The organism is Pantoea sp. SM3 (assembly GCF_000963995.1).
Classification (GTDB): Bacteria; Pseudomonadota; Gammaproteobacteria; order Enterobacterales; family Enterobacteriaceae; genus Pantoea; species Pantoea rwandensis_B.
Genome location: NZ_JZRD01000016.1, coordinates 15,688 through 30,004, shown reverse-complemented (window position 1 = coordinate 30,004; position 14,317 = coordinate 15,688). Strand labels below are relative to the sequence as shown.

Sequence of the window (14,317 nt, the reverse complement as noted above, 5' to 3'; positions counted from 1 at the left end):
CCTGTTATCGGAGTGTTATTTTCCCGCAATCGGTAAGGTTTTTCGCTTCCAGGCGGCTTGCCGCATGCGTTCTCCATAATAACGGCGGTGAATTCCGTCTATACCTGGACACCTGTTATGAAACTGTTCAAAAGCCTCTACTTTCAGGTGCTGGTTGCCATCGGCATCGGCGTTCTGTTGGGCCATTACTATCCTGAGTTAGGCGCGCAAATGAAGCCGCTTGGCGATGGTTTCGTTAAGCTGATCAAGATGATCATCGCCCCCGTGATTTTCTGTACGGTGGTGACCGGTATTGCCGGCATGGAGAGCATGAAAGCAGTTGGACGGACTGGCGCAGTCGCGCTGCTCTATTTTGAGATTGTCAGCACCATCGCGCTGATTATTGGCCTGGTGGTGGTTAACGTGGTGCAGCCGGGTGCGGGCATGAACGTTGATCCCGCGACGTTGGATGCCAAAGCCGTGGCGGTTTACGCCCAACAGGCGCAAGAACAGGGTGTTGTTGCCTTCCTGCTTGATATTATCCCGGGTAGCGTGATTGGCGCCTTTGCCAGCGGCAATATCCTGCAGGTGCTGCTGTTCGCAATTCTGTTTGGTTTTGCCCTGCATCGACTGGGTAACGCCGGTACCGTGATGTTCAACGTCATTGAGAGCTTCTCGAAAGTGATCTTCGGCGTTATCAATATGATTATGCGTCTTGCGCCCATCGGTGCTTTCGGTGCCATGGCGTTTACCATCGGTAAATACGGCGTGGGCTCACTGGTGCAGCTCGGTCAGCTGATCATCTGCTTCTACATCACCTGCGTGCTGTTTGTGGTGGTGGTGTTAGGTTTGATTGCACGCTGGGCCGGCTTCAACATCTTCAAATTTGTTGCCTACATCAAAGAAGAGCTGCTGATCGTGCTGGGTACCTCTTCATCTGAATCTGCGCTGCCGCGTATGCTCGACAAGATGGAGAAGCTGGGTTGTAAGAAATCGGTGGTGGGTCTCGTTATTCCAACGGGTTACTCTTTTAACCTTGATGGCACCTCGATTTACCTGACCATGGCGGCGGTATTCATTGCCCAGGCCACCAATGCGCACATGGATATCTTCCACCAGATCACGTTGTTAGTGGTGTTGCTGCTCTCCTCAAAAGGCGCAGCGGGCGTGACCGGCAGTGGCTTTATCGTGCTGGCGGCCACCTTGTCTGCAGTCGGACATTTACCGGTAGCAGGTCTGGCGCTGATTCTGGGTATCGACCGCTTTATGTCTGAAGCGCGTGCATTGACCAACCTGGTGGGTAACGGTGTGGCGACGGTTGTCGTGGCGAAGTGGGTCGGTCAGCTGGATGAGAAGCAGATGAAAGCGACGCTTTCTTCAGCGAAAAAGGTCAATAACGCCTCACAAACCAGCGTCTGATCGCCTATTTGCGTTAATTTCCCGAGAAATGCCCGCTGTCGCTTGCCCTGACAGCGGGCATTTGCATAATAAACCCCATTGATTTTTTTCCCGATTTTTTACCTCGTTGCGCGACATCCTGACCTTCCTGTGGTCAAAGAGTCTGTTCTTCATTAAACGTGGCGGCTAATCGCCGCGCCGGTCACCAAAGATGTGACCGCAAATGTCGCGATAACGAGCGTTGATCTGTTTATGTAGGGGTTCACATGCAGGGCACCAGAATTCGACTTTTGGTTGGCGGATTAATCCTTGCGGCATCCGGCTTTGGCGCGCACGCCGAGACACTCCAGCCCGATCCCGCGTGGCAGGAAGGCAAACTGGACAATGGTTTTAGCTGGCAGTTACTCACCACGCCACAACGTCCAAGCGATCGCATTGAATTACGTCTGATTGTTAACACCGGTTCACTGGTGGAGAGCGCTCAGCAAACCGGTTTCAGCCATCTGATACCGCGTCTGGCAATGGTGCACAACACCGCGCTGGATACCAATCAGCAGCGTGCACTGTGGCAGCAAGCCATGGATCCGCAACGCCCGTTGCCGCCAGCGATCTCGTCGTACGATTACACCCAATACAACCTGAGCTTGCCTAACAACCGCCCGGAGCTGCTGAAAGAAGCGCTGAACTGGCTGGCGGCAACCGCAGGGAAAATGACCATCAATGAGCAGGTGGTATCAACCGCGCTGACCGCGACCGATCCTATCGCCACCTGGCCGCCAAATACCCAGGATGTCTGGTGGCGTTACCGTCTCAAGGGTTCCGCGATGCTGGCGCACGATCCGGGCGAACAGCCGCGCGCGCCGGTCGATATTGCACAGCTCAACAGCTTCTATCAGCAGTGGTACACGCCGGATGGCATGACACTGTATGTGGTGGGCAACGTTGACAGCCGCAGCATGGCAGAACAAATCAACAAAACCTTCTCCGTGCTGAAGGGTAAACGGGTGGCGCCTGCAGCGCTGCCTACGTTGTCTCCTTTGCCACATCAGCCCGTCAACCTGGTCAATGGCGGGATGAGTCAGGATCGCCTGTCGCTGGTGTGGGATGCGCCGTGGCAACCGATTCGTGACTCGCAAAACTTACAGCACTATTGGCAGAGTGATTTGGCGCGTGAAGCGCTGTTCTGGCATGTGCAACGCGCACTGGCGAACAGCAAAGCACAGAGCGTGCAGGTGGGCTTTGATTGCCGCGTGCTTTACCAGCGTGCGCAGTGCTCCATCAACATGGACAGCCCGAACGCATCGCTGGCACAGAACATGAACCAGGTGGCGAAAGAACTGGCGGCAGTGCGAGATAAAGGTTTACCGCAGGATGAGTTCGATGCGCTGATGGCGCAGAAGCTGCTGGAACTGAATAAGCTGTTCGCCACCTATGCGCGCACGGATACCGATATCTTGATGGGGCAGCGTCTACGCTCGCAGCAGAACGCGGTGGTGGATATCGCGCCGGAGCAGTATCAAAAGCTGCGTCAGGCGTTTCTCAGTGGGTTGACACGTGACCAGCTGAATCAGGAATTGCGCCAGCAGCTGACGCAGGAACTGACGATGGTGCTGATTCAACCACAAGGTGAAGCTGAGACCAACGTGAAGATGCTGCAGGACGGCTGGGATAAAGTGATGAAGGTACCGGATGCTCCTGCAGCACCGGCGGCTTCTGATGAAGCTAAACCGGAAAGTAACGGCAGCGCGAGCGCGACAGACCCGGCGCAACCATCGTCATGACACAGGGCTTATGATTCATGACCCTGGTATCAAGTCTTATGATTCATGGCACATGGCAAGTGGCATATGAGATCTCCAAAATAATTTGAGTTGCAGCAAGGCGGCAAGTGGATAAGTCCCCCGGAGCTTACGTCAGTAAGTGACTGGGGCGCATCCACGCAGCCAACGCAGCTGCAGCTCAAAGTATGAAGGAGATCACTTGGCGCGTAGCCATTCGGTGACGAGCATCGGCCAACTGGCGAGGGGCAGATCGGCGACGCCGCGAATGCCAAATCCATGGCCGCCTTTCTGATAAAAGTGAATTTCCACCGGCACCTTGTGTTCACGCAGGGCGCTGAAAAACACCATGCTGTTGTTCACCGAGACCGCTTCATCATCGGTAGCGTGAATCAGCAGCGTTGGCGGTGTCTGCGCATGCACACGCGTTTCCATTGAATACGCATCAATCAACCTCTGATCCGGCCATGCGCCGAGCAGGCGAGTGCGCGAACTTTCGTGTGCCAAACCCTCGCGCATGCTGATCACCGGGTAGAGTAGCACCATGGCATCCGGGCGCGGCGAGAAGCTGTCGGCCTGATCCTGCACCGGATAAATTTTCTCACCAAAGCGCGTCCCCAGACTGGCAGCCACATGCCCACCCGCTGAGAAGCCCATCATCACAATATATTTACCGTTCATGCCGCGCTGCGCACGATCGCGCAACACGCGCACCGCACGTTGTGCATCGGCCAGCGGGGCATCGGGGCCTTCGTGATGGCCATCGTAGGGCAGGCGATAAGTCATCACTGCCAGCGTATAACCCATCGATGTGAAGAACGTGGCGAGGGCACTGCCTTCACGGTCAATCAGCACTCGCTGATAGCCGCCGCCGGGCGCGACCAGCAGCGTAATGCCGTTGGAGGTTTCCGGGTGCCAGATCGCCATTTCAGGGCAACGCACGCCGGTCGCGGCGCGGTCATAGGGTTCGTACTCTTTAGCGAGATCGACGATTTGCGGCTGAGCGCGCGAATCACTCGCGCCTGGCGCATCACCGTGTGGCCAGATATTAATGATTTCTGTGTGCATAAATCAGTCCTGAGCGAGTCGTGTTGTCATTATTTTGTTCGCGGCCGGATAAACAGCGTCCTGCTGTTATTGATTAAAACATGGTCTGTTTTCGCGCTGGCGTCCAGCCGAAAACCCACCATTTCTGCAGTTTCGGACTATGCCTGGCGGCCCGATTTCTGTCCGTAATCTATTGAATTTAAATTGATATGATAAGAGTTGCTAAACTGGCGTGGGCGGATATGAGCCAAAGATGCATCGCTGGCGAGGTTAGTCAAAATTCGCAGTGTAATGTCGGGGTTTAAGACAAATTATCCTGTGCATTGCGTAAGTCGTGATTATCAAATCAACAGCGGCAAAGTGAACGCCTGGCGCCAACAGATATCCCGCGGCGCCAGGCGTTGTGCCTGAAATAGCGCCGCTGGAAAATGCTGTCAGGAGGGTTACTGCGGCATAGCGCTTAAAGGGATAATGGCTCCACGATGTTGGATCACCGTGCTGGCGGTGAGATGACCGCGCGCGGCCGCATCTTCTGCACTCCCTCCGGCTAAACGCACGGCCAGATAACCGGCGCTGAAAGAGTCGCCTGCGGCCGTGGTGTCGATCACCTTCTCTTTAGCCAGCTTGATGGCGGGCACTTCACGCAGCGGCTCATCGCCTATCGCCACTAAACAGGAATCGGCACCGCGTTTGATGGCAATCTCCTGCACACCGGCTTCGCGCGTGCGTGCAATCACTGCATCCAGCGGCTGCTCACCCCACAGCAGGTGCTCATCATCCAGCGTCAGGAAGGCGATATCGGTATGATGCAGCATCTCGGCATAAGCCTGTTGCGCGCTAGATTTGTCTGCCCACAGACGTGGACGGTAATTGTTATCGAAAATGACCTTGCCACCGTTCTGGCGACAGGTGCTGAGCAGTGCCATCAGCTTCTCTCGGCTGGTCGCCGGCAGAATCGCCAGGCTTATACCGCTGAGATAGAGGTAATCGTAGTGGGCCAGCTGGGCGCAAATCGCGTCAGACTCTGGGCCATCCAGCCAGAAGCGTGCAGCGGCATCATTGCGCCAATACCAGAAGGTGCGCTCGCCGTGTTCGTCGGTTTCAATGAAGTAGAGGCCCGGCATTTTATTGTCGAGGCGCTGAATGAGCTGGGTGTGAACCTGCTCCTGCTGCCAGGCAGCGATCATCTGGTCACTGAAACTGTCGGTGCCCAGCGCGGTGACATAGTCCACCCGAAGTTGCTGGCTATCTGACTGGCGTGCCAGATAAACCGCTGTGTTTAGCGTGTCACCGCCAAAGCCACGTTTGATGTTCTCACCTTTTTCGGATAGCTCAATCATGCATTCGCCAATGATGGCAATGTTCTTCTGCGTCATGGTCTTCGGCCTGTAGTGAATTCTGCCCTCGAGTCTCGCGTCTGGTATGGCAGCTGTCAATGGTTTTTAAAACGATGTTTTAATTTAACTTAAGGTGCCTGAACCCTCTCTCTACGGCGATTTAACGGACAAAGCGCCGCTTGTTTTGCCGATTAAGCCTGAAACGCGCTGATACACTCAACTGCTCGTGAGGTGGCTGAGACCAATAAAGTTATCGTGTTACTCGCCGATACTTGCCGCTGAGAAACAATTTGCAGGCACCCACCACCTACCAGGAAAAAACCATGGTGATGAACAATTTAAGTCATCGGCTGCCTATTTCAATTGAACTGGAGCAACAACAGGAAACGCGTTTCTTCTGGCAGCAGTGCCAACGATTCTATACTTTCCAGCCGATTTACCAGGTCTCCGGCCGTTTACTGGCTATTGAATTACTGACTGCGGTGACACACCCCTCCGCACCAGAGAAAAGGTTGTCGCCCGAAACCTATTTTGATGCGCTGACTATCGCGCAGCGCCTTGATGTCGTCGAGGAACAGCTTGAGCTGTTATTACAGTGGTCACACTTTTTCAGCCAGCGTCAGCTGGTGGCCTCGGTGAATATTGATGGTCCGACGCTGTTATCCATTGAGCAGCATGACAATATCCGCCAGTTGATTACGCAGCTCCCCTGGGTGCGTTTTGAACTCACGGAGCACCATGCATTGCCGCAGGAAGAGATGGTAGCGAAGATGCCTGAACTGGGGCCGCTGTGGCTCGATGACTTTGGATCAGGCATGGCAAACTTCTCTGCGCTGACTGAGCTGCGCTATGACTACATTAAACTGTCGCGCGAACTGTTCATGCTGCTGCGCTCTACCGATGAAGGTCGCTCGCTGTTCTCCATGCTGCTGGCGTTGATCAATCGCTATTGCAACGGCGTTATTGTTGAAGGCGTGGAGACCGAAGAGGAGTGGCAGCAGGTGCGTAATTCGCCTGCCATGGCGGCACAAGGCTATTTCTTCTCGCGCCCTGTTCCCTTCAGCACGCTGGAATCCCTGGCGCTCGAGCTTCCCTGATCCCGATCCGCAACGTCTCGACTACAGTTATGTGAGACGTTGAGGGCAAGGAGGAAGCAGAATGTCACGTACGGGAAAAGTCCTGAGTTGGGTGTTCGGGATTTTATTGTTGTTGGTTGTGGTGGTGGTGGTGATTATCGCCACGTTTGACTGGAACCGCCTGAAGCCAACCATCAACCAAAAAGTCTCCACTGAGTTAAACCGGCCGTTCGCCATTCGTGGCGATCTGGGTGTTGCCTGGGTGCGCAATCGCGAAGAACCCGGTTGGCGCAGTTGGGTGCCCTGGCCGCAGGTGCATGCCGATGACATTATGCTGGGCAATCCGCCGAATATTCCCGATGTCACCATGGTGCATTTGCAGCGCGTTGAAGCCACGCTTGCGCCGCTGGCGCTCCTGCATAAACAGGTTTATCTGCCATGGATTAAAATGCAGCTGCCCGATGCGCGGCTGGTGCAGACGGCGGATAAAAAGAATAACTGGACCTTCAACTTAGCCAGCAGCGAGAACAGCGATGCCAATGCGCCGCCTTCTGCCTGGTCTTTCCGCCTTGATAATATCCTGTTCGATAAAGGCCAGATTCGTTATCGCGATGCCATTAATAAGGCCGATGTAACCGTCACCCTTAATCCACTGGGCAAACCGGTGCCTTACGCGCAGGTAGCGGGCGGTAACGACCAGCAGAAAGGCGCGGGCGATTTTGTCTTTGGCTGGCAGGCGGATGGAACCTACAACAATCAGAAACTGACTGGCGACGGTAAGATCGGCGGCATGCTCTCGTTGCGCAGCAAAACCACACCGTTCCCACTGCAGGTGGATGTGCGCAACGGCACCACGCGCGTGCGCGTTGACGGGACGTTGCAGGATCCTTTAAATCTCGGCGGGCTGGATGTGCGTCTGCGCTTTGCTGGCGATACGCTGGCGAATCTGTACGGTTTAACTGGCGTGCTGCTGCCTGATACGCCGCCGTACGAAACTGACGGCCATTTGATCGCGCGCTTCAATGAAGAGAAAGGGCCGCTGTTCCGCTACGAAAACTTCAATGGTCATATTGGCGATAGCGATATTCATGGTTCGCTGGCTTATCACCAGGTGAAACCGCGCCCAACGTTGACCGGAGAATTAACCTCGAACCAGTTGCGCATGGCGGATTTAGGCCCGTTGATTGGTGTGAATTCGGGCAAGGGCAGTGAGAAAACCCAGCAGGCTAAAGCCCAGCGTGGTGACGCTTCGACTCAACCGGCCGATCGCGTGCTGCCGCATGACAAGTTTGATACCAAAAGCTGGGACGTGATGGATGCGGATGTGAAATTCAGCGGAAAACGCATCGAACACAGTAGCAAGCTGCCGCTGAGCGACCTTTATACCCATCTGCAGTTGAAAAACGGTGACTTGCTGCTCGATCCGCTGCGCTTCGGCATGGCGGGCGGCAGTATCAACTCCACCATTCATCTGGAAGGGGATAAAAGCCCGATGCGCGGTCGCGCGGATTTGCATGCGCGTAAGCTGCAACTGCGTCAACTGTTCCCGAATGTCACGGCGATGCAGCGCAGCCTGGGTCAGTTAAACGGCGATGCCAGCCTGAGCGGTACCGGCAACTCGGTAGCGGATATTCTGGGGACCAGCAACGGTGAACTGAAACTGCTGATGAATGATGGATTGATCAGCCGTAGTCTGATGGAAATTGCCGGCCTGAATGTCGGTAACTATGTGGTCGGCAAACTGTTTGGCGATGATGAGGTGCGCATCAACTGTGCCGCCACCGACCTCAATATTCGTCAGGGGCTCGCCACGCCGAAAGTGTTTGTACTGGATACGGAGAATGCGGTGATTAATGTCACCGGCAACGTTAACTTTGCCAATGAAGGGCTGGATTTATCTATTAATCCAGAGAGCAAAGGCATTCGTATCATCACCTTGCGTTCGCCGCTGTATGTGCGTGGCACGTTCAAAAATCCGGATGCCGGAGTGAAAGCCGGGCCGCTGATCGCACGTGGCGCCGCCGCAGTAGCGCTGGGCGCGGTGGTGGCACCGGCCGCAGCACTGCTGGCACTGATTTCACCCAGTGATACTGATGCCAATCAGTGCAGTAATGTGCTGCAGCAGATGAAAAGTAAAAAGTGATCAGTTACGCCACAGCACTTTGATGATGTGATACCCAAAGGCGGTTTTCACCGGCCCGTAAGGCTGCAGCAGCGGGCAGGAGAACACCGCCTTATCAAAGTCGGGCACCATCTGGCCTTTGCGGAATTCGCCCAGATCGCCACCGTTACGCCCTGATGGGCAGGTGGAGTGTTTTTTTGCCAGCTGCTGGAAGTTTGCGCCCTTTTCCAGCTGGGCCAGCAGGGATTTGGCCTGCGCTTCATCCTTGACGAGGATGTGCAAAGCTGCCGCGGTTTTCGCCATGTTGGTGTCTCTGTATGTATGTATAATGTTCGGCGCATTATATCCCCGTCCTACTTCAAATTGCAGGTGCGTTGGCTGCGTATGCTTGATACGGTGACTGATTGAGTCAGTTTCCGGGAGTCGCTCACCTGTCCATATTCCTGCCATGCGAAATCGTCAGGGGATCTCCTTTTCATTAGTTGAGTGATATTCCGTTATGCGTTTAAACCCCGGCCAACAACGTGCTGTCGAATTTGTCACCGGTCCCTGCCTGGTGCTGGCCGGTGCAGGCTCGGGTAAGACCCGCGTCATCACCAATAAAATCGCCCACCTGATCCGCGAATGTGGCTATCAGGCGCGCCATATCGCTGCAGTCACCTTCACCAATAAAGCCTCGCGCGAGATGAAAGAGCGTGTCGCGCAAACGCTCGGACGCAAAGAGGCGCGAGGCCTGATGATATCCACCTTCCACACATTGGGACTGGAGATCATTAAACGTGAATACAAAGCGTTAGGAATGAAAGCGAGCTTCTCATTGTTCGACGACCAGGATCAGCTGGCGCTGTTGAAAGACCTCACGAAACAGTGGCTGGAGGAAGACAAGACGCTGTTGCAGCAGCTGATTTCCACCATTTCCAACTGGAAGAATGATCTGGTCGATCCGCAGGGTGCGGCTGGCCTGGCCAAATCCCAGCGCGACCAGATTTTTGCCCACTGCTATCAGCTGTATGACCAGCATCTGAAATCCTGCAACGTACTGGACTTCGACGATTTGATTGCGCTGCCGACGCTGTTGCTGCAACGCAATCAGGAAGTGCGCGAGCGTTGGCAGCAGCGTATTCGCTATTTATTGGTGGATGAGTATCAGGACACCAACACCAGCCAGTATGAGCTGGTGAAACTGCTGGTGGGCGCGCGGGCGCGTTTCACCGTGGTAGGCGACGATGACCAGTCAATTTACTCCTGGCGTGGCGCGCGACCGCAAAACCTGGTGTTGCTGAAAGAGGACTTTCCGGCGCTGGAAGTGGTGAAACTGGAGCAGAACTATCGCTCAACCCAGCGCATTTTGAAGTCAGCTAACATCCTGATTGCCAATAATCCGCATGTGTTTGAGAAGCGCCTGTTCTCCGAGCTGGGCGAGGGCAGCGAGCTGAAGGTGCTGAGTGCCAACAATGAAGATCATGAGGCCGAGAGGGTGGCCGGTGAGTTAATTGCCCACCACTTCGTCAACAAAACCGCCTACAAAGATTATGCGATTCTCTATCGCGGCAACCACCAGTCGCGCGTCTTTGAAAAGCAGCTGATGCAAAACCGCATCCCCTATCGTATTTCTGGCGGCACCTCGTTTTTCTCGCGCCCGGAAATCAAAGATTTGCTGGCCTATCTGCGCGTGCTGACCAATCAGGAAGATGACAGTGCCTTCCTGCGTATCGTCAATACTCCGCGCCGTGAGATTGGCCCCGCCACGCTGCAGAAGCTGGGTGAATGGGCCAACCTGCGCAATAAAAGTCTGTTCAATGCCAGCTTCGATATGGGACTGGAACAGACGCTGAGCGGACGCGGACTGGAGCATCTGCAGCGTTTTACTCAATGGCTGAATGAGATTATCCAGCTGACAGAACGCGAACCGGTGAATGCGGTACGCGATCTGATTCGCGGTGTCGATTATGAAAGCTGGTTGTTTGAGACCTCGCCTAGCCCCAAAGCCGCCGAGATGCGCATGAAAAACGTCAACACGCTGTTCCAGTGGATGACGGAGATGCTGGAGGGCGATGAGCTGAATGAGCCGATGACGTTGGCGCAGGTGGTGACGCGCTTCACGCTGCGCGACATGATGGAACGCGGTGAGAGCGATGAGGAGAGCGATCAGGTACAGCTGATGACCTTGCACGCCTCCAAAGGGTTGGAGTTCCCGTATGTTTATCTGGTCGGTATGGAAGAGGGGTTGTTACCGCATCAGAGCAGCATTGATGAGAACAACATCGAAGAGGAACGCCGTCTGGCCTATGTGGGCATTACCCGCGCGCAAAAAGAGCTGACCTTTACCTTGTGCCGTGAACGTCGTCAGTATGGCGAACTGGTCCGCCCGGAACCGAGCCGCTTCCTGATGGAGCTACCTCAGGATGATGTGGTGTGGGAGCGCGAGAAAAAAGTGATCAGCGCCGAGGAGCGGGTGAAAACCGGGCAGACGCGCGTCGCGGGTTTACGTGCGATGCTGGAGAATGCGAAGAAGGGGTAAATCCCCCGCCGTTCGTTCAGGCCAGGCCTCTGGCGAGAACCGTGGCGAGCGAAGCGGAGGCAAGGCGAGAAGTTCCCGGCAAAGCGGCGTGTACAGGCCGTAAATGAGCATTTGACGGGAGCTTTTCAACGCAGCATCAGCAAGCGCAGCAGGTTTGATCAAGAGATAGTCAGCAACCAGTGCACATAAGACTGGTAATGACTCTCTTGCTCCAGCAACTCGGCACGCAGCGGATGCGCGTCCAGCCAGCCTGCGGGGAGTGTCAGGTGCAGCGCATCATCATCCGCCTGTAAACGTACCGCAGGCAGCGTGTCATCACGACGTCGGCTAGAGAAGATAAGCGCCAGACGCAGTAAACGACTTAAGCGTTCCGCCATACGTGGTGGCACAGCGTTCTGCTGCGTCAGTAAAGCGAGATCGATACTGCCACTCTGATTCTGCAGCAGGCAGGCGAGCATTTTTTTCTGTGCAGGCGTAAAGCCGGGAAGATCGAGATGGCGAATCAGGTAAGCGGCGTGCTGCGGTGCCTGGCGGAAATCAACGCTCAGGCCAATTTCGTGAATCGAACAGGCGCTCAGTAGCAGATCGCGACATCGGTTATCCAGCTTCCAGGCCGTGCTCACCTGGCGGAAAAAGCTTTCAGCCAGCTGACGCACGCGGCTTGCCTGCTCCACATCGATAGAGAAGCGGCGCTGGACGTTTTGCAACGTGCGGCTGCGAATGTCGCGGTCAATCGGCAGATGCAGCATGCCGTACACCAACCCCTCACGCAGTGCGCCACCGGCCAGCGTCATGCTGTCGATGCTAAGTTCATGGAAGATAGCGATCAGAATCGACAGGCCGCTGGGAAACACCAGCGCGCGCTCGAGTGTCAATCCTTCGATTTCCAGCTCTTCCAGCTTGCCGCACTGAATCGCACGCTGTTTTAGCTGCTGCAGCTTGCTCAGGGTGATGCGTTCATCCATGCCCTGTGCAACCATAATTTCCTGCAATGCCTGCACGGTGCCTGAAGCGCCGACGCAGATCTGCCAGCCTTTTTCGCGCAGTGCAGCCGCGACCGGACGAATCATGTCGCGGGCCGCTAATTCAGCCTGCTCGAAATTTTCTTTCGCCAGGTGACGATCGCCAAAGTAGCGTTCCAGCCAGGTGACGCAACCCATCGACAAACTAAACAACGTGGTCGCGTGCGAACCCTCGCCGGTGACCAGCTCGGTGCTGCCGCCGCCGATATCCACCACCAGGCGCTGATCGGAACCCCCAGTGGTATGAGCAACACCTTGATAAATCAGGCGTGCTTCTTCCTCGCCGCTGATGACATTCACCGGGCAGCCAAGGATTTCTTCAGCGTGAGTCAGGAAGTCCTGGGCATTTTCAGCAATACGCAGCGTAGCCGTGGCGACCACGCGGATTTGCTCGGGGGGGATATCTTGCAGCTGTTCAGAGAAGAGCTTCAGACATTGCCAGCCACGCTGCATCGCCTCGGCGGAGAGGTGATTGGCTTTGTCCAGACCGGCAGCCAGACGCACTTTGCGCTTTATACGCGCAATGGTCTGAATACTGCCGGACACTTCGCGCACCACCAACATATGAAAGCTGTTAGAGCCTAAATCAATCGCAGCATAAAGTGACGATGCACTCAGCATGGTGTGCTTAACTCGAACGTTTACGGTTGTTATTGCGCGGCGCACCGCTACGACGGTTGCTGTTGTTCCCGCCACGGCGTGGGCCGTTTCCAGAACGGCTGCGCTGCAGACGTTTCGGCGGAGGCAGCTCACTCATCAGTGCTTCGCTGCTGTACTTACTCACCGGAATACCGTGACCAATGTACTCTTCAATCGCTGGCAGGTTGAGTGCGTACTCTTCGCACGCCAGGCTGATGGAGTGTCCGCTGGCACCCGCGCGGCCGGTACGACCGATGCGATGCACGTAGTCTTCACGGTCGTCAGGCAGATCGTAGTTGAACACGTGGGTCACGGCAGGAATGTGCAGACCTCGCGCTGCAACGTCGGTCGCGACCAGAATATCCACATCACCTTTGGTGAAGTCATCCAGAATACGCAGACGTTTTTTCTGTGCCACATCGCCCGTCAGCAGACCTACACGGTGACCGTCCGCGGCCAGATGGCCCCAGATATCTTCACAGCGGTGTTTGGTGTTGGCGAAGATGATGGCGCGGTCGGGCCACTCTTCTTCGATCAAGGTTTGCAGCAGACGCATCTTCTCTTCATTCGAAGGGTAGAAAAGTTCTTCTTTGATGCGATGGCCGGTTTTCTGCTCCGGTTCCACTTCCACGTATTCAGCGTTGTTCATATGTTCAAACGCCAGTTCACGTACGCGGTAAGAGAGGGTAGCCGAGAACAACATGCTCAGACGCTGGGTGGCCGGCGGCATGCGGCGGAACAACCAACGGATATCTTTAATAAAGCCAAGATCGAACATGCGATCGGCTTCATCCAGAACCACGACCTGAATGGCGCCGAGGTTGATGTGATTTTGTTTCGCATAGTCGATGAGGCGACCGGTGGTGCCCACCAGGATATCGACGCCATCGGCCAACACTTTCAGCTGTTTGTCGTAGCCGTCACCGCCATAAGCCAGACCCAGTTTCAGACCCGTGACTTTCGACAGCGGCTCTGCATCGGCATGGATCTGCACAGCAAGTTCACGCGTCGGGGCCATGATCAGCGCACGTGGCTGATTAATCTGGCGGCCTTCAGCGGCTGGATGAGAAAGAAGATGATGAAACGTTGACGTCAGGAACGCCATCGTTTTGCCGGTACCGGTTTGCGCCTGACCCGCAACATCACGCCCTGAAAGCGCAAAAGGCAGTGCCAACGCCTGAATAGGCGTGCAGTTAGAAAAGCCTTTGGTATCAAGGGCTTCAACCACCTGTGGGTGCAGGGCGAAGTCGGAAAACTTCTGTTCAGTTAAGTGTGTTTTGCTCATAGTGTGGTAGAATATCAGCTTACTAGCGCTTTACGAAAGCGTATCCGATGAAATAAAGTCAACCTACGTTGGTATATTTTACGCCAATTCGCCAGGCACAATCTTTGGAGTTA

Annotated in this window: 10 protein-coding genes; 5 read left to right on the top strand and 5 right to left on the bottom strand. The window is 55.2% G+C overall.

Translation table 11 applies throughout. From position 1 onward, the window contains the following. Positions 1–117 precede the first annotated feature (117 nt). Positions 118–1,398: a dicarboxylate/amino acid:cation symporter gene (locus tag VI01_RS09935; RefSeq protein ID WP_034827821.1), complete on the top strand. Its 1,281-nt coding sequence runs from the start codon at positions 118–120 to the stop codon at positions 1,396–1,398. A 245-nt stretch (positions 1,399–1,643) separates the two neighbouring features. After that, positions 1,644–3,158: a pitrilysin family protein gene (locus tag VI01_RS09930; protein WP_045815006.1), complete on the top strand. Its 1,515-nt coding sequence runs from the start codon at positions 1,644–1,646 to the stop codon at positions 3,156–3,158. A 195-nt stretch (positions 3,159–3,353) separates the two neighbouring features. Here VI01_RS09930 and VI01_RS09925 read toward each other — a convergent pair whose 3' ends face one another. Together VI01_RS09925 and VI01_RS09920 are read right to left on the bottom strand one after the other, a co-directional pair. Beyond that, the gene (locus tag VI01_RS09925; protein WP_045815005.1) at positions 3,354–4,223 is read right to left on the bottom strand and encodes an alpha/beta hydrolase; all 870 of its coding nucleotides are present in this window, start codon (positions 4,221–4,223) and stop codon (positions 3,354–3,356) included. A 422-nt stretch (positions 4,224–4,645) separates the two neighbouring features. Beyond that, the gene (locus tag VI01_RS09920) at positions 4,646–5,578 is read right to left on the bottom strand and encodes a sugar kinase (protein ID WP_038643819.1); all 933 of its coding nucleotides are present in this window, start codon (positions 5,576–5,578) and stop codon (positions 4,646–4,648) included. Between the two features lie 284 nt (positions 5,579–5,862). Between VI01_RS09920 and pdeH the strand changes: the two genes are divergently transcribed. Both pdeH and VI01_RS09910 read left to right on the top strand, forming a co-directional pair. Continuing rightward, entirely contained in the window at positions 5,863–6,636 is a 774-nt protein-coding gene (gene pdeH / locus VI01_RS09915) for a cyclic-guanylate-specific phosphodiesterase (RefSeq protein WP_045815004.1), read from the top strand. Between the two features lie 61 nt (positions 6,637–6,697). Beyond that, on the top strand, positions 6,698–8,758 hold the full coding sequence (locus VI01_RS09910) for an AsmA family protein (protein WP_045815003.1): 2,061 nt from the start codon (positions 6,698–6,700) through the stop codon (positions 8,756–8,758). Here the strand turns inward: VI01_RS09910 and ppiC are convergent, their stop codons facing one another. Further along, positions 8,759–9,040 carry a peptidylprolyl isomerase PpiC gene (gene ppiC, locus VI01_RS09905; protein ID WP_045815002.1) on the bottom strand — a complete coding sequence of 94 codons (282 nt, stop codon included), beginning with the start codon at positions 9,038–9,040 and terminating at the stop codon, positions 8,759–8,761. A gap of 196 nt (positions 9,041–9,236) precedes the next feature. Here ppiC and rep point away from each other — a divergent pair, with 196 nt between their 5' ends. Continuing rightward, entirely contained in the window at positions 9,237–11,258 is a 2,022-nt protein-coding gene (gene rep, locus VI01_RS09900; RefSeq protein WP_045815001.1) for a DNA helicase Rep, read from the top strand. Between the two features lie 158 nt (positions 11,259–11,416). On the opposite strand, the gene gppA is transcribed toward rep, so the two are convergent. Continuing rightward, entirely contained in the window at positions 11,417–12,901 is a 1,485-nt protein-coding gene (gene gppA, locus VI01_RS09895; protein ID WP_038643815.1) for a guanosine-5'-triphosphate,3'-diphosphate diphosphatase, read from the bottom strand. Between the two features lie 7 nt (positions 12,902–12,908). Beyond that, positions 12,909–14,204: an ATP-dependent RNA helicase RhlB gene (gene rhlB / locus VI01_RS09890; protein ID WP_038643814.1), complete on the bottom strand. Its 1,296-nt coding sequence runs from the start codon at positions 14,202–14,204 to the stop codon at positions 12,909–12,911. Between the last annotated feature and the right edge of the window lie 113 nt (positions 14,205–14,317).